General features: G+C 71.5%; 21 protein-coding genes and 1 pseudogene. 10 read left to right on the top strand and 12 right to left on the bottom strand.

Translation table 11 applies throughout. The annotated features are described in order from the left end of the window. Window positions 1-279 (top strand): hypothetical protein, encoded by a 279-nt coding sequence (locus tag DEJ49_RS34130; protein WP_150187690.1) that lies wholly within the window; start codon window positions 1-3, stop codon window positions 277-279. Further along, window positions 219-392, top strand: a pseudogene (locus DEJ49_RS37040) (hypothetical protein); the annotation flags it as partial. The gene DEJ49_RS34130 and the pseudogene DEJ49_RS37040, both read left to right, overlap by 61 nt. A gap of 66 nt (window positions 393-458) precedes the next feature. Here the strand turns inward: DEJ49_RS37040 and DEJ49_RS34125 are convergent. After that, window positions 459-908, bottom strand: a complete 450-nt coding sequence (locus DEJ49_RS34125) for a MarR family winged helix-turn-helix transcriptional regulator (protein WP_150187689.1) — start codon at window positions 906-908, stop codon at window positions 459-461. 172 nt (window positions 909-1,080) lie between these two features. On the opposite strand from DEJ49_RS34125, the gene eno reads away from it, so the two are divergent. Further along, entirely contained in the window at window positions 1,081-2,421 is a 1,341-nt protein-coding gene (eno, locus tag DEJ49_RS34120; protein WP_223833109.1) for a phosphopyruvate hydratase, read from the top strand. Between the two features lie 71 nt (window positions 2,422-2,492). Here eno and DEJ49_RS34115 read toward each other — a convergent pair whose 3' ends face one another. Next, on the bottom strand, window positions 2,493-4,106 hold the full coding sequence (locus DEJ49_RS34115) for a class I adenylate-forming enzyme family protein (protein WP_223833108.1): 1,614 nt from the start codon (window positions 4,104-4,106) through the stop codon (window positions 2,493-2,495). Window positions 4,107-4,284: 178 nt separating this feature from the next. Here DEJ49_RS34115 and DEJ49_RS34110 point away from each other — a divergent pair, with 178 nt between their 5' ends. Then, a complete protein-coding gene (locus DEJ49_RS34110; protein WP_150187687.1) occupies window positions 4,285-5,883 on the top strand; it encodes an amidase in 1,599 nt (532 codons plus the stop codon). Window positions 5,884-5,904: 21 nt separating this feature from the next. On the opposite strand, the gene DEJ49_RS36625 is transcribed toward DEJ49_RS34110, so the two are convergent. Together DEJ49_RS36625 and DEJ49_RS36620 are read right to left on the bottom strand one after the other, a co-directional pair. After that, complete coding sequence (locus DEJ49_RS36625) at window positions 5,905-6,570, bottom strand: response regulator (protein WP_223833107.1); 666 nt, start codon at window positions 6,568-6,570, stop codon at window positions 5,905-5,907. Beyond that, a complete protein-coding gene (locus tag DEJ49_RS36620; protein WP_223833106.1) occupies window positions 6,567-7,733 on the bottom strand; it encodes a sensor histidine kinase in 1,167 nt (388 codons plus the stop codon). The genes DEJ49_RS36625 and DEJ49_RS36620 overlap by 4 nt, the downstream gene beginning before the upstream one ends. A 444-nt stretch (window positions 7,734-8,177) precedes the next feature. Between DEJ49_RS36620 and DEJ49_RS34100 the strand changes: the two genes are divergently transcribed. Next, window positions 8,178-8,879 carry a hypothetical protein gene (locus DEJ49_RS34100; protein WP_190329541.1) on the top strand — a complete coding sequence of 234 codons (702 nt, stop codon included), beginning with the start codon at window positions 8,178-8,180 and terminating at the stop codon, window positions 8,877-8,879. Here the strand turns inward: DEJ49_RS34100 and DEJ49_RS34095 are convergent. Then, window positions 8,795-9,310 carry a putative immunity protein gene (locus tag DEJ49_RS34095; RefSeq protein WP_150187686.1) on the bottom strand — a complete coding sequence of 172 codons (516 nt, stop codon included), beginning with the start codon at window positions 9,308-9,310 and terminating at the stop codon, window positions 8,795-8,797. The two genes, DEJ49_RS34100 and DEJ49_RS34095, sit on opposite strands and share 85 nt — an antisense overlap. 122 nt (window positions 9,311-9,432) lie before the next feature. Here DEJ49_RS34095 and DEJ49_RS34090 point away from each other — a divergent pair, with 122 nt between their 5' ends. Then, the gene (locus DEJ49_RS34090; protein WP_223833105.1) at window positions 9,433-9,990 is read left to right on the top strand and encodes a DUF2975 domain-containing protein; all 558 of its coding nucleotides are present in this window, start codon (window positions 9,433-9,435) and stop codon (window positions 9,988-9,990) included. 65 nt (window positions 9,991-10,055) lie between these two features. After that, complete coding sequence (locus tag DEJ49_RS34085) at window positions 10,056-10,298, top strand: helix-turn-helix domain-containing protein (protein WP_150187684.1); 243 nt, start codon at window positions 10,056-10,058, stop codon at window positions 10,296-10,298. On the opposite strand, the gene DEJ49_RS36175 is transcribed toward DEJ49_RS34085, so the two are convergent. From DEJ49_RS36175 to DEJ49_RS34055, 6 genes are all read right to left on the bottom strand, one after another. Next, a complete protein-coding gene (locus tag DEJ49_RS36175) occupies window positions 10,244-11,425 on the bottom strand; it encodes a hypothetical protein (protein WP_190329540.1) in 1,182 nt (393 codons plus the stop codon). The genes DEJ49_RS34085 and DEJ49_RS36175 overlap by 55 nt on opposite strands. A gap of 81 nt (window positions 11,426-11,506) precedes the next feature. Then, the gene (locus DEJ49_RS34075) at window positions 11,507-12,556 is read right to left on the bottom strand and encodes a hypothetical protein (RefSeq protein WP_150187683.1); all 1,050 of its coding nucleotides are present in this window, start codon (window positions 12,554-12,556) and stop codon (window positions 11,507-11,509) included. Further along, a complete protein-coding gene (locus tag DEJ49_RS34070) occupies window positions 12,553-13,380 on the bottom strand; it encodes a hypothetical protein (RefSeq protein ID WP_150187682.1) in 828 nt (275 codons plus the stop codon). Before DEJ49_RS34070 ends, DEJ49_RS34075 begins: the two co-directional genes overlap by 4 nt. A 45-nt stretch (window positions 13,381-13,425) precedes the next feature. Then, window positions 13,426-17,346, bottom strand: a complete 3,921-nt coding sequence (gene fxsT / locus DEJ49_RS34065) for an FxSxx-COOH system tetratricopeptide repeat protein (RefSeq protein ID WP_150187681.1) — start codon at window positions 17,344-17,346, stop codon at window positions 13,426-13,428. Window positions 17,347-17,370: 24 nt separating this feature from the next. After that, entirely contained in the window at window positions 17,371-18,144 is a 774-nt protein-coding gene (locus DEJ49_RS34060) for a hypothetical protein (RefSeq protein WP_150187680.1), read from the bottom strand. Further along, window positions 18,141-19,352: an FxsB family cyclophane-forming radical SAM/SPASM peptide maturase gene (locus DEJ49_RS34055; protein ID WP_223833104.1), complete on the bottom strand. Its 1,212-nt coding sequence runs from the start codon at window positions 19,350-19,352 to the stop codon at window positions 18,141-18,143. Before DEJ49_RS34055 ends, DEJ49_RS34060 begins: the two co-directional genes overlap by 4 nt. A gap of 531 nt (window positions 19,353-19,883) precedes the next feature. On the opposite strand from DEJ49_RS34055, the gene DEJ49_RS34050 reads away from it, so the two are divergent. From DEJ49_RS34050 to DEJ49_RS34040, 3 genes are read left to right on the top strand one after another with little or no spacing between them, the layout of a single operon-like run. Next, a complete protein-coding gene (locus DEJ49_RS34050) occupies window positions 19,884-20,978 on the top strand; it encodes a toll/interleukin-1 receptor domain-containing protein (RefSeq protein WP_150187678.1) in 1,095 nt (364 codons plus the stop codon). Beyond that, window positions 20,975-22,723 (top strand): TIR domain-containing protein, encoded by a 1,749-nt coding sequence (locus DEJ49_RS34045; RefSeq protein WP_150187677.1) that lies wholly within the window; start codon window positions 20,975-20,977, stop codon window positions 22,721-22,723. Before DEJ49_RS34050 ends, DEJ49_RS34045 begins: the two co-directional genes overlap by 4 nt. Next, window positions 22,720-23,214 (top strand): HIT family protein, encoded by a 495-nt coding sequence (locus tag DEJ49_RS34040; RefSeq protein ID WP_150187676.1) that lies wholly within the window; start codon window positions 22,720-22,722, stop codon window positions 23,212-23,214. Before DEJ49_RS34045 ends, DEJ49_RS34040 begins: the two co-directional genes overlap by 4 nt. Here DEJ49_RS34040 and DEJ49_RS34035 read toward each other — a convergent pair. Next, entirely contained in the window at window positions 23,200-23,616 is a 417-nt protein-coding gene (locus DEJ49_RS34035; protein ID WP_150187675.1) for a hypothetical protein, read from the bottom strand. The genes DEJ49_RS34040 and DEJ49_RS34035 overlap by 15 nt on opposite strands. Window positions 23,617-23,640 lie beyond the last annotated feature (24 nt).

Below are 23,640 nucleotides of genomic sequence, written 5' to 3'. Positions count from 1 at the left end.
ATGAGGCCACACGTCGGCGTGATCGCGTCGTACGACTTCACGCGCGAGGCGGAGCTGCGCCGCTGGTTCCCGCCGGGGGCGGAGTACACGCTGACGTTCACGGAGCGGGTCGCGTACCGGGACAACCTGGAGCTCGTCTCCGGCCTGGGCAGCCCGGACCTGCTGGCGGAACCGACCCGCACTCTCGTCGAACACGGGGCGCAGGCCGTGGCATACCGGTGCACGGCCTGCACGTTCGTCGCCGGAGCGGCGGGCGAGCGGGCGCTCCGGAGGGCCTAGACGCGGTCGGCGACGTCTACGAGGTGGAGGAGCAGCACGTACTCGACAAGGGAGACCACCCCGACACCGACGCGATCATCATCAGCTGCACGGCCCTGCCCACGTACAACGCCCTCCCCGACCTCGAGGAACGCACAGGCAAACCGGTCATCGCTGTCGCCGTCGTCCGTGTGACGGGTTCAGCGCGAGGCGAGTCGCTCCAGCAGTGCCGCGCTGCGTTCCAGCAACGCCCGTTCCTCGTCCGTGAGTTCGTCCTCGATGGCCTGCGCGAGCCAGCCGACCCTGCGGCCGCGCTCCGCCTCCAGCGCGGCGCGGCCCTCGTCCGTCAGCTCGACCAGTGACTTGCGGCCGTCCGTGGGATGCGCCCTGCGCGTGATCAGGTTCTGTTCCATCAGCAGTCCCACCGCCCGCGCCATCGACTGGGGGCGTACGCGCTGATCGGCGGCGAGGTCGCTGGTGGTCATGGCGCCGTCGCGGTCGAGCGCGCCCAGGACGGCGACCTGGCCCAGCGGAATCCGGTCCTCGTGCTTGACGCGCCGGGTGAGCTTGCCCATCGCGGTACGCAGTTCGGCGGCGATAGCGGCGGCTTCCGAGGGGCGCGCGGTCGGCGATGCGGGCGAGGAGGGCATAGGGCACTTTATCGCGCTGGTCGGTGGCGTCGCGTATCTGACCTGCAGGGATATGTACAGCAATACTGAGCAGCACAACTGAGCAGCATTGCTGTATTGTTTCGCCCTGTCGGGCTCAGCGCCAGCGTTGTCGCAGCCGGGGTCCGGCCTACGACAACGGGGAGGAACTCCCATGTCCAGCAAGGCAACCGCGCCCGTCGACAGCCTCGACGCCCCCGCCACCAGCGAGGCCGTCACCGCCATCGAGACCGTCACCGCCCGCCGGATCATCGACAGCCGCGGCAATCCCACGGTCGAGGTCGACGTCGTCCTGACCGACGGGTCCCTGGGGCGCGCGGCCGTTCCCTCCGGCGCCTCCACCGGCGCCCGTGAAGCCGTGGAACTGCGCGACGGCGACGCCGCGCGCTGGCACGGCAAGGGCGTCGACCAGGCGGTGGCCCACGTCAACGGCGAGATCGCGGCCTCCGTGCGCGGCCGGGACGCGGCAGATCAGGCGGGACTCGACGCCGCGCTCGTCGCCCTCGACGGCACCGCGACGAAGTCCCGGCTCGGCGCCAACGCGATCCTCGGCGTCTCCCTCGCCACCGCGAAGGCCGCCGCGGCGGCTCACCGCCAACCCCTCTACCGCTACCTCGGCGGAGCCGACGCCCACCTCCTGCCGCTGCCGATGATGAACATCGTCAACGGCGGTGCGCACGCCGACAATCCGCTGGACTTCCAGGAGTTCATGATCGCGCCCGTGGGCGCGGACACCTTCGCCGAAGCGGTCCGCATGGGCAGCGAGGTCTTCCACACTTTGCGCCGCGACCTGCTGGCGGCCGGGCACGCGACGGGCGTCGGCGACGAAGGCGGCTTCGCGCCCGCGCTGCGCACCGCCGAGGAAGCGCTCGACTTCGTGATGGCCGCCATCGAGCGCACGGGCTACCGCCCCGGCACGGACATCGGCCTCATCATGGACCCGGCGTCGTCGGAGTTCTTCCGCGACGGGGTGTACGACTACGCGGGCGAGGGCGTGCGCCGTACGCCTGCCGAGAACGTCGACTACCTGGCCGAACTGATCGACGCCTACCCGATCGTCTCCATCGAGGACCCGATGGCGGAGGACGACCTCGACGGTTGGCGCGAACTGACCGCCCGCGTCGGCGACCGCTGCCAGCTCACCGGCGACGACGTGTTCTGCACCAACGAGACGCTGCTGCGCGAGGGCATCCGCACGGGCGTCGGCAACTCGGTCCTGGTCAAGGTCAATCAGATCGGCACCCTGACCGAGGCCCTCGCTTCGGTGACCACGGCCCAGCAGGCGGGCTGGACGGCCGTCATGTCGCACCGCTCGGGTGAGACGGAGGACACGACCATCGCGGACCTGGCGGTGGCGACCGGCTGCGGTCAGATCAAGACCGGCTCGCTCTCCCGCTCCGACCGCACCGCGAAGTACAACCAACTGATCCGGATCGAGGAGGAGTTGGGCGCCTCGGCGCGGTACGCGGGCGGTTCCGTGCTGCGACGGGGATAGCGGCGGGCCGCGTCGGCCTGTGCGGGTCCCCCCTCACGCTCGGGGGCCCGCACAGGTCGCGCGGCGTGCGGTCAGCTTGCCAGCGTCGCGCGCAGCGCCTTCTTGTCGACCTTGCCGACCTTCGTCGTCGGCAGCCGGTCGAGCAGGACCGTCTTGCGGGGCGTGTACAGCTCCCCCAGCTCCGCGGTCACCGCCGCGCCGACCGCGGCCGGGTCGACGTCGACGCCGTCCGCCGTCGCGAGGAAGATCTGCACGGCCTCGCCGTACTCCTCGTCCGGTACGCCCAGCGCCGCCGCGTTGCGCACGCCGGGCAGCGTGAGCAGGAAGTCCTCCAGGACCCGCGAGTAGACGTTGTCGCTGGTGCTGCCGGTGACGATGATGTCCTTGGCCCGGTCGACGAGGTAGAGGTAGCCCTCCGCGTCGAGGTAGCCCATGTCGCCGGTGCGCAGCCAGCCGTCGTGCAGCGCCTCGGCGGTGCGCTGCGGGTCCTCGTAGTAGCCGAGCATCACCGTCTCGCCGCGCACGCACACCTCGCCGACCTGCCTGGTGGGCAGGGCCACCGTGCCGTCCTCGGCGCGGATCTCGATCTCGGTGTCGGTGATGGCGCGGCCGCAGCTGCGCCAGAGTTCGGGGCGCCGGGCCGCCTCCGACGCGAGGTCGTCCGCGCCGAACGCGGCGATGCCGAGCGCCTCCGACTGCCCGTAGCCCTGACTGAGCACGGGTCCGAAGACGTCGACGGCCTGCTGCAGGCGGCTGGGCGACGTCGCCGCGCCGCCGACGATGACGCGCCGCAGGTCGGGGAGGGCCCCCGGCTGGCACTCCGGGTGGTCGAGGAGCGCGTACAGCATGGGCGGTACGAACATCGTGGCCGTGATCCGTTCCTCGCGCAGCGCCGTGAGCGCCGCGCCCGCCTCGAATTCGGGGAGTACGACGAGGGGCGCCCCCGTCACCAGCGCCTGAAGCGAGGTGAGGTGGCCGCTGCCGTGGGTGAGCAGCGTGGCGACGAGCACGCGGTCCGCCGCCGGGGCCATGGGCGGGAAGAAGCTGGAGTTCCGGGGTGCGTCCTGCTGCGCGTCGTCCACCAGGCCCACCAGCGTGTCGTACAGCCGGTGGCTGTGCGCGGCGAGCTTGGGGCGGCCGAGGGTGCCGCCGGTGTAGAGGACGGTGACGGCCTCGTCCGCCGCCGGGGCGGGTATGCCATCGGGGCGTACGGTCGGGCACTCGGCGGCCAGGGCGAGGAGGTCCGCGCACTGCTCCGCACAGGGCCCGAGGCTGAGCAGGGCGGGGGCGTGGACGCTGCGGCCGGCCGCGTCGGCGGCCCGGTCCGCGAAGAGCGGGTCCGTGACGACGGCGCGCGCCCGGGACTGCTCGACGAGCGCGGCGAGTTCGCCGGGGCCCGGCTCGGGCGGCAGGAAGACGACGCGGCAGCCGATGAGATGCACGGCGAGCTGCACCAGTACGGAGTCCACGCGATTGGCCAGGAACAGACCCACGCCGTCGCCGGGCTCCAGACCATGCCGCCGCAGGGCGTGCCCCAGACCGAACAGCCGCTCCCGAGCCTCTCTCCTGGTCAGCCGCCGCTCACCCTGGACGAGCGCTTCGGCGCTGTCGTCCGTGTGCCACTGCTCCAGGATGCGGTCCACGTACGTCCGCGGCCCGGTTGTTTGCTGCGCGTTGTTGATCATGGACATATGCAAACATGCGGCGCGGGGGCCGGGGCGGCGCAGGGGGCGGATTCGGCCGGAAACAGGCGGAGTACCATGCCCCGCTGCACGGCGCTCGCCGTCGTGGGGACGGCGGTTCACGTCGCGGACACCTCGTACCCCTTGCGTCGAGTGGTGCGCGTGTAGTGCGCTGATCCCCATGGGGAAGAGAAGCACTGCCGCAATGACCGCCGCCCTTGTCGCGGGGTCCCTACTGACAGGCCTATCGGGTACGAGTGCTAACGCCGGCACTCCCGCGGACGCACGGTCGACCGGCTCGGACCGGCTGTCCGGGGTCGACCTCGACACCGTGACCATCCCGCAGTTACAGGCCCGCATGGCGCGGGGTTCGCTGACCTCGTCGGCGCTGACCCGGGCGTACCTTCGACGGATCAAGAAGGTTGATCCCACCATTCACGCCGTACTGCGCACCAGCCCGACGGCGCTGCGCCAGGCGGCCGCGAGCGACGAGCGCCACCGGCACGGCAAGACCCTCGGGCCGCTGGACGGTATCCCCGTCCTGCTCAAGGACAATGTGAACACCCGCGACATGCCGACCACGGCCGGGTCGCTGGCGCTCGCCGGGGCCCCGCCGGAGACGGACGCCGCACTCGTGACCCGGCTCCGCAAGGCGGGGGCCGTGATCCTCGGCAAGACGAACCTGTCCGAGTGGGCCAACTTCCGTGCGGCGAAGCCGACATCGGGCTGGTCTGCGGTGGGCGGTCAGACCAAGAACCCCTACGTCCTCGACCGCAACCCGTGCGGTTCGTCGTCCGGCTCGGCCGCCGCGCTGGCCGCGTCGCTGGCGCAGGTGGCGATCGGCACCGAGACGGACGGCTCCATCGTGTGCCCGGCCGGCATGAACGGCGTCGTCGGCCACAAGCCCAGCCTCGGCGTGGTCAGCCAGTCGGGCGTGGTCCCGATCTCCGCCGAGCAGGACACCGCGGGGCCCATGGCGCGCAACGTGACCGACACGGCGCTCACACTGTCCGTACTGAGCGAGGACAAGGGCGTATACGGTGACGCCGCCGCCCGAGAGGGTCTCCGCGGCGATCCCCGAGGCGCCCTGCCCGGCGATCTCCGCGGCGATCTTCACGGCAAGCGGATCGGTCTGTGGCGCCTGCCCTCGCTCGGTCCCGATGTGGACGCGCTGATGACGCGTACCGCGGAGAAGCTGCGCAAGGCCGGGGCCGTGGTCGTCGAGGTGACGCCCCCGTACCAGGCGCGGCTCGCCGAACTCGAATTCCCCGCGCTGCTCAGCGAGTTCCATCGGGACATCGACGCGTACCTCGCGACGCGCGAGGGCCCGCGGAACCTCGCGGAGCTCATCGAGTTCAACCGCACCCACCCACAGGAGCAGAGCTGCTTCGCGGGCCAGGAACTCTTCGAGCAGGCTCTCGACGCGCCGCCCACGACCGACCCCAAGTACCGTGCGATGCGAGCCGAGTTGAAGGAGCTCTCGCAGCGTTCCCTGGACGAGACCCTCGCCACCCACCGTCTCGACGCCATCGCCGCGCCCACGAACCCGCCCGCCTGGACGACGGACTGCGCACGCGGCGACAACGACGTCATCCCCTCCTCCACCCCCGCGGCCGTCGCCGGCTACCCCTCGCTCTCGGTTCCCGCCGGATCCGTGGGCGAGCTCCCGGTCGGGCTGCTCCTGATGTCCGGCAACCACCAGGACGCGAAGCTGCTGTCGCTGGGAGCGTCGGTGGAGGACCGGCTCAAGGCCTGGCGGGCGCCGCGCTATCTGCGGTGAGCACCCACGCCTGCCAGCCGCTCACAGCAGACCCAGGTCGCGCGCGTGCAGCGCGGCCTGGGTGCGGTCCCGCAGGCCGAGGCGGGCGAGGACGCGGGAGACGTGGTTCTTCACGGTGCCCTCGCTGAGGTACAGCTCCGCCGCGATCTCCCGGTTGGTGCCGCCTCGGGCCAGGAGCCGCAGGATGTCGATCTCTCGTGGGCTGAGGGCGACGTCCGGCGGCTTCCGCGGCGGCTCCGGGGCGGGCAGCGAGGCCGCGAGGGTGCGGGTCACCGAGGCATCGAGCTGGGTGACGCCGGCATGGGCCAGGCGGACCGCGCGGGCGAGTTCGTCGGCCGGCAGATCCTTGAGCAGGTAGCCGTACGCTCCCGCGCGCAGTGCCCGGACGACGTACTCCTCGTCGTCGAACGTCGTCAGCATCACCACCCGGCACTCCGGCGCCTCGCCGCTGAGAACGGCCGTGGCCTCGACGCCGTCCATTCCGGGCATCCGGACGTCCATCAGGACGATGTCCGGGCGGAGTTCCAGCGTCTTCGCAACGGCTTCACGTCCGTCCGTCGCGGTGTCGAGGACGGTGATGCCGGGCCGGGCGCCGAGCAGTGCGGCGATGCCGTCCCGGATGAGCCGCTGGTCGTCCACGACGAGGACGCGCACCGGCGCAAGCGCCGCCTCCTCCTCCGTGCTCACCCGTCCCCTCCCCCGCCGCCACGAGGCACCGTCACCGTCAGCCGCGTCCCCGCCCCCGGAACGCTGTCGACGTCCACGCTCCCTCCCACCAGGTGCGCCCGCTCCCGCATGCCGAGCAGCCCGTACCCCGCAGCCATACCGTCGGACACGAAGCCGCAGCCGTCGTCGGTCACCACCAGCCGCGCGACGTCTTCGCCCAAGCGAAGCGCCACCGTCACGCGGGTGGCCCGCGCGTGGCGCCGGACGTTGGTCAGCCCCTCCTGCGCGGCGCGGTACAACACGCTCACCTCTTGCGCTCCGTAACCCTTTTCGGAACCGCTCACCTCCAGGGTGACGCGCGGGGCGAACTGCGCATCCTGAGCGGCCCGACCGGTTCGCGTGAGGTCCGCGAGTGCCGACTTCAGGGATGCGCCAGGCGGGTCGGCGCGCAGCGCTCGTACGGACTGCCGTACGTCGCCCAACGCGCGTTTCACCGACAGCCTCGCCTCGTCCACCGCACGCCGGGCGGAGTCGGGATCCCGGTCGTGGAACTCGGCAGAGAGCTCCAACTGCACGGACACGGCGGTGAGATGGTGACCCAGGCTGTCGTGGATCTCCCGTGCGAGGCGGACGCGCTCGCTCGCGGCGGAGAGTTCGGCTATCCGTGCGGCGTACTCCTCCAAGGCGCGTCGCGCCCGCTGCTCGCCGACGGCGACGCCCGCCATGGAGAGCGCGAGCACCAGACCGACACAGAGCATCAGCAGGTCCGACACGCGCTCCTGGTCCCGGTACCACAGGGGCGCGTCGACCACATAGCCGATGAGAAGCCCGGCCACGCACAACGCACCCAAGGACAGGGCCACGCCACGCCCGAAGACGAAGTAGGCGGTGAACGGCAGCAGCACGAACAGGACTTGGGCGAGTTCGGACGTGTCGACGGCGACCACGGCCGCGATCAGCGCGCACCGGGCGGCCAGCAGGAGCGCGTGCCGGGCGCGCGTCCCGCCGCGCCGCTCCACCTCGTCCAGCGCGACCAGCGCAGCGAGCCCCGCGGCGAAGGCGCCGGTGCGCCAGTACGGGGGGCGGTCGGAGCCGAGGCCCGCGACCGCGCAGTAGAGCCCGCCGGCCAGCACCGCGGTGTACAGCAACGGCGACACCCACCGCACGGGCACGTACGCGGCCATGCGCGCACCCCCTTCCACGTGCCGCCCAGGCTAGGCGGGCCGACGCCCCGCGGGCGAGGGCCGGGACGAAGCCCCGACGGGGAGCGGCCGTTCGACACGTGCCGCTCGGCGGGCGGGGGAAGACGGGACCGGTGACGATCGCCGGGCGAGGGAACGTGCACCCGTGACGAACGGCGCGGCGAGAGAACGCGGGCCCGTAACGAACGGCGCGGCGAGAGAACGCAGGCCCGTGACGAACGGCGGGCGCACTCTCGCCCTTCTTCATCTGCCGTACGCACCCCACGAATCCATACGTTCGCATCCCAGGCCCGCACGCATCACACCGCACCGCACCGCACCGCATGCGCCCCCTCACACCGCACCGCATCCCACCGCGTCGCGTCGGGCCCGGACACCGACCCACCACACCACCACCCCGACCCCACAACTCACCGGAGCGTGCCCATGTCCGTCCCGCTGTCCGACCGCCCCGTTCGTCTCGGCGCCCTGTCCGGCGTACTGGCCGGGCTGCTCATCGTCCTGCCCGGGCTCGTCGAGGCGTTCACCGGGGAGACCGCCGCGACCAGCTTCTTCCTCGCGCTGTCCCCCGCGTTCTCGCTGCCGCTGCTGGCCGCCCTGCACCGGCGCCAGGCCTCGGTCGCCGGGCGCTTCGGGGAGACGGCGTACGTCGCCAACCTCGTCGGCCTCGGCCTGTTCGGCGGGGCCGCGTACGCCGCCAACCTGGTCCTGTTCTACTTCGACGACGACATCATCGAGGAAACCCTGACCGGCCCCACCGTCCCGGCGCTCATCGGCTCCGCGGCCGTCTTCGCGGTGGGCAGCGCCCTGTTCGGGACGGCGATGATCCGGGCCCGCGTGCTCCCGCGCGTGCCGTCCTGGTCGTACGCGACGGCGCTGCCCCTCTTCGCCCTCCTGGCAGCCCTGCCCGACTCCGTGCTCACCAGCGCGCTGCACGTCGTGGTCGGCGCCACCTTGACCTGGCTCGCAACCGCCCTGCGGCGGCCCACCGGAACGCCGTCACGCCGTCCGGAAAGCCCTCACGCAACACCCGTGAACAGCACTCAGCACTCGAACACCGACCAGCAGATCCCGTTCCGCAACCGCTGGTCATCCAGGACGAGTGCACGGATCCCGGCCGGGAGCTGATCGCGCTGCCATCGGCATTCGAGCCTGCCGGCCTCCTCACCCTGCCCCCGCGGGGCCGCCGCCCGCACGGCCTTGATCGCGTAGGCCGCGGCGCCGAGTTCGTGCGCGGCCACGTGTGCCACCACCGCCGCCTGCCCCGCGGCGAACGCGGCGTGCCGGGCGGCGCCGCTCAGCACCCGTGCCGCGGCCATGGCGTGGCCGCCCGCCGCCCGGGACTCGGACATCTTGATGTCGCCGCGGGTCCACGCCCGGACCTGCTCGATCGCCTCGCGGGGCCGCATATCCGAGGGCTGTGTCGCCTCGAAGAACGGCAGGACGCGCTCCGCGCAGGCGGCGGCCCACAGGGCCATGAGCTGGTGGTCGGAGTCCGTGAGCGTGCCGCCGCGCCGGATGGTGATGAAGCGCGGATCGCGGACCTTCGGAAGGATCATGGTCTTCTCCCGGGACAGCAGCCACTTGTCGTTTATCGATATGGTCCTCTAGTCTACGGGCATATCGAAAAACGATAGGAAGGCTTGCAGTGAACTCGCGACTTACGAGGACCCTGGCGTCCGTGACCTTCGCGCTGGCGGTGCTCTGCGGGCTCGCGTTCGTCGGCACGGCGGTCACGCACATGCTCGACGACGGGGCGGTCTGCGTGCAGACGGACTTCTGGCAGAACGCGAAGCTCGCGTCGGACGAACCCCTGCCGACCCACAAGGGCGTCGACGCGGCGAGCAGCGCCACCCGCCTCTGCCAGGACGGCCCGTCCGTCGCGCAGCGCGCCGCCGATCTCGGGAACGAACTGCCCTGGCTGCTGTTCGGCGCCCTGGCCCTGCTGCTCTTCTCGCGGCTGCTCGACGCCGTCCTCGCGCAGGGTCCGTTCACCGACGCCGTGTCGCGCCGCCTCTCCGCCCTCGGCTGGCTGGTCACCGTGGGCACGCCCGTCGCCGGGCTCGTCGTCGGCTGGTCGCACTCCTGGCTCGTCGCGAGCATGGCACCGATCGTGGGTTCGGAACCGACGGTCGCCGGGCCGCAGGCGCTCATCCTCGCCGGCCTCGCCGCGGTGATCATGGGCAAGATCATGCGCGAGGGCGTCCGCATGCGGGAGGATCTGGAAGGGACCATCTGAGGCCCACGACCGAAGAGACCGTCTGACAACCGAAAAGACTGTCTGATACCCGAAGAGACTGTCCGATGCCCGAAGAGGAACTGCACTCGATCCGGATCCACCTGGACCGGCTCCTGGCCGAGCGCGGCATGACCCTCACCGAACTGTCGGAGAAGGTCGGGATCACCGTCGTCAATCTGTCCGTGCTCAAGAACGGGCGGGCCAAAGCCGTCCGGTTCTCGACCCTGTCGCGGATCTGCGAGGTGCTGCGATGTCAGCCGGGTGACTTGATCACCCATGACGACGGCGGCGGGGGACAACGGGGCTGATCGGTCGGAGCGGACTCGTCCGGCAGAGGCTGCCGACGTCGGCCCCACAGCTCGTTCGTCACGAAATGCAGGACGTTGACCGTGACGACGGCCGGCGCGACGATCGCCACCGTGCGCGGGAACGCGGGCTGCAGGGACAGCGCGAGAACGACCGCCGTCACACCGTTCTGCTGGCCGAGCGCCAGGGACACCCTGTCGTAGCGGTCCAGGTTCCGGGCGATCAGCCAGCCGACGATCATCTGGGCGGTGAAGGCCGCCGCCCCGAGCGCGATCCCCGGCCCCGGCTCGACACCGTCGACCAGCAGCAGCCCCAGAGCGACGAGCGCCAGGTAGTACGCGGTGGTCAGCGCCCGGCCGAGCACCGGTACCAGCACGGGCGACCGGTAGAACAGGCCGACGACCGCGACGCCGAGCATCAGACCGTACGCGGTGGCCGCCGCGAGGACCCCGGCCAGCACCAGCAGACAGCCCGCCGTGCGCAGCACACCGCGCCACCCGCTCCGCACCGCCGCCCCGCTCCCCGCCGCCGCCCCGCGCCCCGGCCGCAGCGCGTACCACGCCAGTGCGGCCACGACGACCAGCGCCACGTTCCCCAGCATGGTCAAGGCGTAAGCGTCCGGCGTGACGGGCAGCGCGGACGCGTCCGTCCCGTCGTCCAGCGCGCTCAGCGCCACCGGAGCCAGATACGCCGTGAGCAGCACGGTGACCGGGTCGTCGAAGGACGACCAGACGGACAGCACGGTCTTGCCGCGCTCCGACATGCCGCTGCGCGAGCGCAGGGCCGCCACCGAGAGCGGGTCGATCTGGGCGACCGCGACCGCCAGGATCAGATACGCCGGTTCCCCGACCGCGAGCCACAGCACCGGCACGATCAGCGCGGCCTTGGCCAGCACACCGACGGTGACCGCGAGCAGCAGCGTGCGGAGATCGCCGCGCGCCTCGGCGAGGTCGATGCCGGAGGTCGAGCCGTAGAGGCCGACTGCGAGCAGGAGCGATACGAGCACCGGGTAGGCCGCGGAGTCGGTCAGGAGGCCGGTCCCCGTGGCGGCGGAGAGCGCCCAGCAGGAACCGAGGACGGCGAGCATGATCCACAGGTGGTACGCCGCTCTCAGCGTCCTTGCCACCATGCCCCGCTCCCGTCCGGTCGGCTGCCTACGGCGACGAGCATCCCAGCAGTGCGGCGGAGTCGGGACCGAATGCCCGGGAGTTCAGCGGATTCCGTTCGGTTCTGCGTCCGGTTCTGCGTCCGTCCTCGTCACTTGATGCACCAGGTCGTTCATCCTGCGGTCGGCGCGGGCCACTTGGCTCTGGTCGAGGGTGACGCCGAGCAGGAAGTGGTCATCGGGGCGGTCGACGTAGAAGAGGGCGCCCTCCTCGACGTCGAGGACGACCCGCGACAGTTTGCCCGGCATCACCGCACGCAGGGACTGGTTGAGGCGTGCCACGACGTAGTGGAGGCGCTCGCCGAGCTCCGTGTAGCGGGTGCGGCGTTCGTCGCGGGTGAGGCTGCCGCCGAAGAAGCGGGACAGTTCGGGGTCGTTGAACACGTCGGCGCTGAGCCGGCCGGTGCCCGGTGCGACGTATCCGGCGTAGTGCAGGGTGTCGGGCGAGACCGCCTCGACGCAGTGCTCGAGGAGCGCGGGTTCCGTCGTCCCCCACTCCCCCTCCACGACCCGGTGCGGCTCCTTCGACAGGGCGAGGGGCGTCCGTTCGATCACCGGCAGCGACGTCTCCGAATCGAAGCCGCCCGGATTCATCAGGGGCAACCCGATCTCCTGGCGGAAGGCCCCCACGAGTTCGGCCATGGCCCGGTCGCCCGCGTCCACCGTGTCGGCGCCCAGCGAGACGCCGGTCAGGCAGTCGTCCGCGCGGAAGTAGTAGTGGAAGACGGCGCCGTCGCCGACCTGGAGCACGCTGCGGATCAGCTTGCCGCTGTCGACGGAGCGCAGTACGTGGTCCATCCGGCCGAGAACGTAGTGGAGTTGCCGTCCCAGGCGTACGAACCGTTCGCGCCTGACGTCCTGTTCCTTGCCGCCGGAGCCGCCGAACCCGCCGCCCTGTGCCTCGGGAAGCCGGTCGAGGATGTCCACCGAGTAGCCGAAGACGCCCCAGCGGTACTGGGCCACATGATGAAGCCCGGTCTCGCTCAGCGCGTTCGCGCACAGCTCCACGAACACGTCGCTGTCGTCGGTCACGTGCGACGCGCGGCGCACCTCCGGCGGCGCACCGGTGCCGGTCACGGTCCTGTCATCGCTCATCTCGCCCCCATGGCCCCGTCGTTGAGAACGTCAGGCCACCGTGCCAGCATCTGCTCGCCCAGCGCCTGAACCAGCGGACTGCCGGGGCCCGGCAGCCGCCCCAGGGCGATCGTGGCCGCGCCGCCCCGGTCGTACGGCAGTCGCATCAGTGCGGGAGAGGCCTCCGTGGCCTCGGGCGCCGACGGTCGCGCGCCGCTCGGGTCGTTGCACACCCGGCCTAGGACCTTCTCGCGCAGGCCGCGCTCCGTCAGCCACGCCATGAGCTCGGCGGTCTCCATGTCGCTCGTCGGCCCCGCCCGGCCGATCAGGATGATGTGCTGGACCTGCCGGCACACTTCGAGCGTGACCGGGGTGCGGACGACACCGCAGTCGACGATCAGACAGCCCTGCAGGTCCATCAGCCGTTCGACAGCGGCACCTACGGTCTCCTGGAGCGTTCCGTTCGTCGGCAGGTGTTCGCCGGGCTTGTCGCCGGGGCCGAGGGGGAACACGGCCATGTCCTGGCGGCGCGGGTCACCGGTGTGCACGTGCCGCAGATAGCGGTGCACGGAGCGGTTGGCCAGCTCGATGGGGTCCTCGGCGAACCCGATGAGGCCGTCGGCCCTGGCGTCGGAGTGGGCGTTCCAGTACCGGGTCAGCTCGGTGAGACCGCCGCCGTCGGTGTCGGCGTCCATCAGGACCACCGTCTGCCCGACGCGGCCCACCGCGTCGTCGACGACCAGGCCGGCCGCGGCCGTCAGGAGCGTCGCGCCGCAGCCGCGGGCCGTGGAGAGCACCGCGACGGCGTGCGGGACGCCGATCGACCCCGTCCACGGATACGCCATCGGGTCCTCCTCTTTCCGTGCTGTCCGCCGCACTGTGTAGTCCGCTCAGATCTTCGGTACGTCCAGTTCGATGCTGATCCGGTTGTCCGGGCTCGCGTGGCCCCCGGCGTCCGCCCGCAGCCCCAGATGCGCGGCCACGGTCAGCGTGAGGGGGTGGTCGGGGCCGAACTTCTCCAGCAGGCCCTGGTGCGTCACCTCGTCGAGCTCCCGCGCCGCCCGTGAGTCGCCCGCGAAGACGAGCATGTTGGCGTGGCACAGGGCCGCGGTGAGGATCAGCGGATGGTGCGAATCCACATGGAGGGTCTCCCTGAGGCCGCGCAGGCCCCGCTCGCTGAGTTCGGCGGCGGTCTCGTCCTCCGCGTCGCGCAGCACCAGGGCGAGGTTGACCTCGCATATCCGGGTGAAGAGGTGGTCCTCGCCCCACTCGCGGAACGCGGCGAGGTTCTCCTCGGCCAGCGCCCGTGCCCCGTGGGGCCCGTCGATCCGGCCGAGGAACCGGAGGTCGGCCGCGAGGCCCACGCCCGCGACGAGGGCTTCGGGGTGCCGGGGCCCTCCATACACGACGAAGGCGTCCCGCGCCCGCGCGTTGAGCATGCGGGCCGAGTCCGCCTTCGCCCTCCGCGTCTGCGAGGACAGCGCCGGGGAGAGCGTGGCGATGTGCCGCAGCGTCGAGGCCAGTGAGCAGGCCGCGAGGAGCGTCGTCATGTGGGCCCAGCCGAGCTCCTCGTTGGTCTGGGTGAGGCGGTAGATCTCCTGGAGCCGGGTGAGCGAGTCGTCGTACCGTCCTGTCTCGCGCAGCCTGCTGGCCACGTGCACGGAGCTGCGCAGGGTCAGCTCGTGCTGCTCGCCGAGGACCCGCACCCGCTGCTCGTGCACCTCCTGGTGCTGCTCCAGGGAGTCGTTGGGCAGGCCGACCATGTCGAGCGAGAGTCCGAGGTTGCTGCCCGCCATGAGCGTGAAGTGGTTCTCGGGTCCGTACTTGCAGCGCAGGATGTCCCGGGTGGACTGGTCCTCGGCGAGGGCGTCCTGGGGGCGGCCCAGGGCCCGCAGCTCACCGCCGCGCCCGAGCGCGCTGCGCAGCGTGAACTCGCCGTCCAGGCCCTGCAGCCTGCGCAGTTCCTCCAGCGCGGCGCCGTTGATCCGGTTGGCCTCCGGGAACCGTCCGGCGTCGGTGTGGATGTTGGCCAGTTCGACGCGCAGGCGCAGCAGGAGAAGCAGGCGTTCGTCGTCGCCGGCGGACGCGGTCCAGGTCTGCTCAAGCCGCTGGGCCAGGGTGAAGGCGGCTTCCAGGCACTGGGTGCGGCGCCGGTAGCGCACCTGGTTGACGAGCCAGCGGCGGACCTCGGGGCTGTCGTCCATCACCGCGCCCGAGGACTCGACGTGGAGGTCGAGCTCCGCGTAGCGCGGGTACATGTCCTGGTCGTCGACCCGGTCGTCCGGGGGTGCGTAGGCGGCGAGGACGCGGCGGACCCCGGCGGCTATCTCCGCCGCTTCGGTCGGCTCCAGTTCGCCGAGCTGTGCCGCGAGGATCATCCGGGACGCCGTGAGCCGCTTGCCGTCCTGGCCGCGGCGCGCCTGGGACCTGCTGAGCAGACCGCGGGCCGCGAAGCCGAGCTGATGGCGGCCCTCCGCGCCCTCGGGCAGCCCGAGGAACTCCAGGGCGGCCGGGGACTCCAGGAGGTCCCAGCCGACGCCTTCCGGCGACAGCGCCGTCAGCATCCGCAGCAGGTCGAGGGAGGCCGGGCGCTCCTTGCCCAGGTCCTCGACGACGCTCTGCCAGACCGCGGAGGAGAACTCCTGGCCGACGGCCTGCCGGTTGCCGACTCCCTGCACGAACTCGGCGACCGCGGCCTCGGGCGGGCGTGCGGTGCTCTGCAGGTACGCGGCCATCTGGTCGAGGAGCTGCGGCAGCGTCTCCCCCAACCCCACCAGACGTGCGGCGAGTTCGGGGGTCAGCTGCGGCGCCTTGCGCCGCAGGTACCGTACGGCCTCCTCGGGGGACGGCGGCTCGATGCAGATGGGGTGGGCCAGCGTGCCCCACTCCGGGTTCTCGGACGTGATGAGGACGTGCACCTGGTTGCTGTTGAAGAGCAGGCTCTCGATCTCGTCGGGGTGGCGTGCGTCCTCGTAGACGAGGAGCAGCCGCTCGGGTCCGCCGTGCCGGCCCTCGAGGAGCTCGCGCAGCGCGTCCACGGCCCGGGGCGACGAGCGCCGGGACGCACCCAACTGGGCGCTCAGGAGCACGAGTTCGCGTACGACGTTCTCCGAGCTGTCGGCGGGCATCCACCACACGATGTCGTAGTCGGCGCGGAACCGGTTGAGGTATTCGAGCGCGTAGGTCCGCTTGCCCACTCCGGGCGGGCCGTACAGCACGACCGGCTTCCTCGCCGCCTGGCCCGGGGGCAGCGCGTTGCGCAGCTCTTGCAGGCAGTCCTCGCGGCCGAGGAACTCGCCCTGGCGCAGCGGCGGGACGTGGGAGATCTGGGGGTGCCTGCCGGGGAAGCGCGGCCCGTTCCCGGACCGGTCCGCCCACGGGACGCCGCGGCGGTCGCCGGGGAGGAAGTGGGTCAGGAGGGCGTTGCGTGCCGGGCCCTCCTCCAGCGTGTGCAGCCTGGGGCCCGGCCGGTCACGGAACGGCGGGTGCACCTCGACGTCCTCGAGCCAGGCCACGTCGACCTTCGGCCGGCCGATGAGCCCGTCCGGGTTCAGGTGGGCCATCAGACCGGTGAGGCGGGCGGAGCCGACCATGACGGATGACATCAGGACGAGGTAGGTGACGGTCGTGTCGCTCCGGCCGGTCCGCTCGCCGGAGCCGCGGTCGAACTCGCACATCACCCCGTTCGCGAAGAGTTCGGCACGGATCCAGTCCGCCCACCGGCGCTCCTGCGGCTCGAACACGAGACGTACGACGCGGGAGGCCGCGGGCACCTCGGCGAACCGCTCGACCAGGTTCTCGCGGACGTCGGGCGCGACGGGGGCGAAGCGCAGGTCGGCGTCGCCGCTGATCTCCCGGCCGAGCCGTTCGTAGGCCTGCTTCTGCAGCGAGGGTTCGTAGTTCTGCAGGGCGAAGGGGATGAGGACTTCCTCGTACGCGACGTTCGGCAGGTGTGCCACCTCGACCTCGCGCCAGTACTGCTCCTCGCTGGTGAGCAGGATCGGGCTCGCCGCGCCCGCGAACTGGTCCCTGGCCCGGGAGCGGCGGCGCTCGGCCTGTTCCGGGTGGGAGCGGTCCACGCGCATCGGGACCGGCAGGACCCTGATCCGGCTGCCGGACTGTTCGCGCACCTGCCGGGCGACGGCGGCGGACCCTTCGATGGACTGGTTGCTGAAGTTGAAGCCGACGACGACCACGTCCGGCAGGAGCAGCGTGCACAGGCTGGCGTTGTCCGAGTGGCCGGTGCGGCTGTCGATGAGCACGTAGTCGTAGTCGGCGGTGCGCAGGCTCTCCCTGAGCGCGTCGGCGAAGAGCCGGCCGCTCTGCTCCTGGTAGAAGCGGGCCCAGTCGAAGGTCGCGACGCGCCGGCCGTAGAGGCCGTCCTGGCGGCCGGGTCCGAGGAAGTCGATCCTGCCGGTGGGGCGCGCGAAGCGGTAGGAGAGCGAGTCGGTGTGCATGCCCACCTGGGTGTGCCGCTCGAGGAGCTCCGCGAGTCTGGTCTCCTTCTCGGCGTCGGGGAGGTTCTCGGCCGCCAGCGCCTCCACGGCCCGGCCGTAGTCCTGGACCATCTCCACCACGCCGGTGGACTCGGTCAGTTCGGGGTTGCGCAGGAAGGGGCGCAGGTAGCGGTGGAGGCCGGGTGACTCGAGGTCCCAGTCGACGACGAGGACGCGACGGCCCGCGTCGGCGAGCAGCCAGGCGACGTTGGCCAGTGCCATCGTCCGCCCGACCCCGCCTTTGTACGAGTAGAAGGTGACGACGGTCGCCTGGTGTCCACCACGTACGGAACCGGACGCTTCGGCACTGCTCATCGATGTCGCTCCAGCGTGGGTGCGTCAGCTGTGAGGCCCCCGGAGGATGGGCCGCCCGTCGCCCTCCGGAGTGGAGAACCAGGAACGGTGAGGGGCTGCCTCCCACCATGCCTCGGCAGGGCGGGACGGTGGTGCGGCGTGCGTTGGCTGCCACGGTACCCGCACCGGAGCGAACTGCCTATCCAGGAATTTCCTGCCCGAGAGCGGAATTCTCGGCATTCCCGAAACACCTGGGGAAACAGTAAAGTACAGGTCTTCGGGCGTCATGACGGGAGGCGAGTGACGGGCCCCGGTGAGGATTCGTTCGACGACGGCGCGCAGCACCTTCAAATAGCCGCCGCGGGCCTGTGGTGCCCCTACGAGTCCTCCGAGACCGGATCGTGTGTAGTCGCCGACGGGCACGGACAGGGTGTCGGGTTCCTTGCGCGGCGGCAGCCCCTTGGTGTTCCACGGCACGAGCACCAGCGCGGGCGACCGTTCGCCGGTCTGGTGCTGGCCCCACTGCAGCCGTCGGCGGAACACCTCCAGGTCGCGGACGGTGCGGGGTTCCTTGTAGTAGCGCTCGGTGAGCAGGACGAGGAGCGTGCGGCAGCGCATCGCGGGCGTCCAGTCCGGGCCTTCCGCGGGGGCGTGGCCGTGGCAGGGTTCGGAGAGGAGGCCCGCGTGGCCGGGGCCCACGCGGCGGTGCATCTCGGTCTGGACGTCGGTGTGGAACGCGCGCAGCCAGGGGTCCGACGGCACGGGCAGGGCGTGGCTGATGTAGTAGTAGGGAGCGTCCGGACTGCGGTGCGCGGTCATGCGCTCCACCCCTCTCGGTCAAGGTGCGTGCGCAGGGTGCTGACGCCGTGCGTGAGCCGCTGCCGTACGTGGTCGATGAGGTACCGGAGGTCGGCGCAGAAGCACGACGGGTTGTCGAAGCCGTTGTCGGGGCGGTGGCGGTGGGCGCGGAGCCCGCCTCCGCAGATGTCGACGACCGGGCAGGCCCTGCACTGCGCGCAGAGTCCGGTGAGACCGGCGCGCTCGGCGGCGAAGCCGGGGTCGGCGGCCGCGCGGTCGAAGTCGTGGGCGCCGATGTGGAGTACGGAGCGGGCGGCCCGTGCGCTGACCGTCTTGAGGATGTCGTTGTACTCGATGAGTCCGGACGGCTGGATCACCACGACATCCGAGCCATAGGGGCCCCACATCTCGCTGGTGCTGGTGCCGCCGAGGTGCAGGTCGAGCAGCGAGTCGAAGAGCCGCAGCGAGGTCTCACGCCGCGGGGCGTCGAACCAGCGGTCGAAGACGGCGGCCAGCCAGCGGCCGTAAGGCGCGTCGTCCGCACCCGGTGGCCGGGGCGGCGGGAACTGCCAGGTGGCGTGCGGGAGGAGCAGGTCGACGGTGGGCGGCTCGTGTGTGAGGAGCGCCTCGTACGTCTCCACGGGGTCGGCCTCGATGTCCACGACGCACAGCAGTCCGCCGTACAGCTGCCGGTAGCGCGGGGAGCGCAGCAGGGTCAGGGCGCGGGCCACTTCGGTGTACGTTCCCCGGCCCGCCCGGTCGGGGCGTCTGCGGTCGTGCGAGCGGGCGGTGCCGTCGACGCTGACGCCGACGGTGACGTCGTAGCGGCGGAAGATCTCCAGGAAGGTGCGGTCGATACGGGAGGCGTTGGTCTGGACGAGCAGGTCGACCCGGGTGGTGAGGCCCTGGCAGTCGGCGCGCAGGCGGCGGGCGAAGCGCTCCAGGATCGCGGGCCCGGCCAGCAGGGGTTCGCCTCCGTGCAGGACGACCTGGGCCCGTTCGGGGGTGTGCCTGCGCAGGTGCTCGGTGATTCTCGCGGACAGCCGTCTCATCACGGCGGGGCCCATGACAAGGGGCTGTTCGGTCCAGCCGCTGTCGCGGTGCTCGTAGATGTAGCAGTCGGGGCAGCCGAAGTTGCAGCGGCTGTAGAGCTTCACCACGAACTGGGTGAACGTCGCCGCCGGTCCGTCGGGCGGCGGAGTGGCGCGGGGTGCGGTCTCACACCGCACTTTCCCACCTCGGGCGCTCGGGTCCGGCGGCGCGGCCGGTGTTGCGCAGCAGGGCCTCGACGAGGGCGCTGCGGGGGAGCCGGCTGAGGGCGAGGGCGTCGGGCGGGCCGTTCGGTGCGTTGTCCGCGGATAACGCGATGGCGTGTGCCGTGTGCTGTGCCGCGTCATGTGCCATAACGCAGGCTCCCCCCGACTGCTCGGCTCCGCGACGCGCGGAGGCCGTCCAACATGCCACGGTCGAACGAAAGTGCCTCTGAAGGGAATCGTGCGACTGCTGCTACAGTCCGGGGCTCGTGCATCCTCGGACCGGTCGTCCCCCCGCTCGCGAATGCGTCGGTGCGCTCACCGAGCGCTCCCCCCAGATGCCTGTGAGTATATCGGCCGGGGCCAAGTAAGCCTATCCTCTGGGGTATTGAGGCAGCATGAACCGGCCTCGGGGGAGCCGCCGCCGAATGACCGGCCATCCGTTCTCACCGAGTCTGCGCGAATGTCCATCACGCCGGACCGTTGGCGGAAGTTTGTGAGGGGCGCGTGGATCCAGCCGCTTTCTTCTATACGAGTTGTGTACGTGCCGATGGCTGGCGCGCGCTGACGCGCTTCCACGCCGATCTGGAGTACCAGCTGCGCATCCAGGAGGGGTTCGGCGTCAGCGGCGTACTGGGCGCGGTCGCGGAGCCGGAGTCGGTCCGCGAGTCCGCCGTGACCAGGGCCGGAGTCATGATCGTGCTGTACTCCCCCCGCTACTTCACCGACCGCGGCGCCGGGCTCGAGTGGGCGGTCTTCGACGCCCGCATGCGCCATCACGAGGACATCCGGGGCGTCACGGCGCGTGGCTGCCTGGTCCCCCTGTGCTGGAAGCCCGTCGCCGACGACCAGCTTCCGGAGGGCGTACGCCCATCGGTGGAGGGGCCCGGAGCCTTCGACTGGCTGCGGCAGTACGGCCTCGAGTCCCTGGCGGCCCCCACCCATGCGGAGAACGAAGTACGGTATTACACACTGCTCGAACAATTGGCCAAAACCATTGCCGAGGCGGGGCGTACGGAACTGGAACGACTCGACCCGGCCGACGCCCAGGAGCTGGACCCGGCGTTCGGCAGCGAGAGCGCCGCGCAGGCGGGGCAGACGGCGGACACCGGCAGCGTGCGCGACTGGGCGCGCTGGACCGAGATCATCGACTCCGGCACGCTGCAGCGGCGCGCGCCGGGCTCCGTCGCCATCAGTTACGTCGGTGCCGACCAGCCCTGGGCCGACTGGATGTCGGAGGTGCTCGGCCAGCGGGGGCACGACGTCGTGCAGCGCCGCTGGCGTGCCAGCAGGGAGAGTCTCCAGGACGCGGTCGCCCAGGCGCGGGCCGCCGCAGAGCGGATGCTCGTCATCTTCTCGCGCAACTACTTCGCCGCCGGGAACACGAGCCCCACCGAGTGGGCGGACACGTTCGCCCACTCCCCCGGGCGGCCTTCGCAGGCCGTCCTGGTGCAGATCGACAAGGCGCCCCGGCCGCTGCTCGTCCGTGACGCGAACGTCGTCGTCCTGGCCGGCGCGGACCCGGCGGAGGCCGAGCACCTGATCGAGCAGGTGCTCCCCGAGTCCCCGCAGCGGTCGGCGGATCGTGGGAGCGGCCGGTGAGCCCGTCACGTCGTCCGCCCCGGGAGCTGCCGCGGATCAACAACCTCCCACCGCTGCCGGCCCCGTTCGTCGGCAGGGACGAGGAGATCGCGGACGCGCACCGGCTGCTCATGGACCACCGCGCCGTGCTGGTACACGACCCGGAGGGCCGTCCGCACGGGTACGGGACATCGCAGCTCGCCATCTCCTACGCCCATCTCTTCACCCAGCACTACGAACTGATGTGGGTCTTCGACTGCGCCAGGGAACCGGACCCGGTCCGGCTCGCCGGGCGGGTGGCGGAGGAGACGGAGCGGCTGCGCGAGCGGTTCGAGCGGGATCTGGGGCGGCCGCTCGACGGTCCGACGGCGGCCGACTGGCTCTACATCTTCGACAACGCGGCGGACCCGGACGGGCTGCGGCAGCATTTCCCGGAGGGCAACGCGCGCGTTCTGGTCACGTCGCGCGGGACCGGGTCGTGGCAGCAGGACGCCCGGCTGCTGGTGGGGCCGCTGGCCGGTACCGACGTGGTCCGGCTCCTCATGGAGAACATGGGTCTCGACAATCGGCAGGCCGCACGGCTCGCCGACATGTTCGACGGGCATCCGCGCCAGATCGTGCGCGCCGGCGAAGCGGTCCTGTCGGGCAAGGTCACCGTGGAACAGGTCGCCACCGTCACGGAGATAGCCCGCATGGTTCCCCCGCCGCCCGCGCGCCCGGAACCGTCCCCCTCGCTCCCCCCGCCACGGCGGGCCGACGTGCTCGACACGGCGCGCACGAGCCTGCGGTCCAGCCTGTTGCGCGCGACGGTGTGCGAGAACACCGGCAGTTACCTGCGCTGGATGGAGGCCCTGCGGTCGCGGCCGACGGCGACCGTGCTGCCCAAGACGGCGTCCGTGGGCGTGGAACTCCTGTCCATGGCCGAGCGCGTCGACCTGCTGCTCGACACCGTGTTCGAGCAGGAGGATCCGGGATTCGTCCGGGCGCTGGCCGACACGGTGTCGGAGGCGGCCGAGGCGGCGGGGACCGGCCGTCAGATGGCGGACAGCGTACGAGGTCTCGCCGGGGAGCTGGCGGAGCTCTGGCACGGGACGCTGCGGACGGCGGGGCAGGCGTCGTCGGCGGGGCGGGCCGGGGCTGCGGAGCCGGCCGAGGCGTCGTCCTGCTTCTTCTTCACCAGCTGGCACAACCGGGAGGTCGACTTCGACGAGGCGCTCAGGTTCCACAATCTGCTGGAGAAGCGGGTGACGGCGAAGCTCGGCGGGCGGGTGACGAAGTCCGGCTTCTTCGACAAGCTCATGCAGCACGGGGCGACGTGGGAGCCGAAGATGATCGAGGCGATCCGCACGACGCGACTGATGGTCCCCCTGATCACGGAGGGGTACTTCCAGCGGGACTGGTGCCGGCGCGAGTGGGCCGTCATGGTGCAGCGGATGGCGAACCTCAACGCGGTCCCGGGCCAGGAGCCCATCGCCATCATGCCGGTGTTCTGGATCAGGCCTCTCTCGGACTGGCAGATGCCGGCCGACTTCGCGCCGTACCAGTACTGGGTCCATTCGGGGGGCAAGCCGGAGTACGAGGGGGACGTCTTCGATCTGGTGGCGGACAACAAGGAGCGGGAGCTGAACAACTACGTGTCCACGCTCGCGCAGTCCATGGTCGCCCAGGCGAGTACCCAACTGCCGCACCTGGACAGGGACCTGGTGAAGAAGCTGCCGCTGGCGTTCAGGGACGTCGCCGGGCCGGGGCCTATCGTTCGTCCATGAGCACCGGACACCACGCCCCCGGCTGCGTCTTCTGCGAGGTCGGAGCGGGAACCCGACCGGCCCGTGTCGTCGCCGCAACAGCCGACACCCTGACCTTCCTCCCGCTCGACCCGGTCCACCCGGGACACGTCCTCGTCGTGCCCCGCCGCCACGTCGTGGACATCTGGGACCTCGACGAGGCGACGGCGGCGGCCGTCGGGACGGCGGTGCTCAGGGCCGCACACGCGGTCCGGGCGGTCCACCGCCCCGAGGGGCTCAACGTCATCCAGTCGTCCGGCGCGGTCGCCACCCAGTCCGTGTTCCACCTCCACGTCCACGTCGTACCGCGCTACACGGGCGACAGGATGCCGCGGCTGTGGCCCGAGGCGGCCGAGACGGACGCGGACCGCCTCGACGACTCGGCCCGGCGCCTGCGCGCGGCACTCGCCATCCCGCGAAACCCTGCCCTCCGGCACGCATCCCTACAGCACGAATCCCTACAGCACGAATAGCAGCGCGAACGCCTGGGCCAGGGTGAGGCCTCCGTAGAACCCGGCGACGGTGAAGGAGCCGGCGGCCTTCAGGACGCCCGCCTTCTCCCTGCCCGGCGCCACGTCCATGGCGAACGGCTCGATCGTGTTCGCGGACGACGTGCTGCGCACCCGCTCGTAGAGCCGCCGGAACAGCCGCTCCTGGTACAGGAAGTAGCCGTCCAGGGCCCAGAAGGCGAACACCGGCACGAAGCCGACGAGCGCGATGGCGCTCTTGTCGTTGCCGACGGCGTAGGCGAGCAGGGCGCCCGTGACCGTCAAGGACCACCCTTTGATGAGAAAGGAGTTGTTGCCCATGCGGGTCACGATCGTCTGGATCAACTCCAGATGCCGCATCCGCCCTTCGTCAAGCCCGGCCGACATGTGTCCCCCCGACAACTCGCCTGC

The sequence above is a fragment of the Streptomyces venezuelae genome (assembly GCF_008642335.1).
Classification (GTDB): Bacteria; Actinomycetota; Actinomycetes; order Streptomycetales; family Streptomycetaceae; genus Streptomyces; species Streptomyces venezuelae_F.
This window is presented reverse-complemented; position numbering and strand designations above follow the sequence as displayed.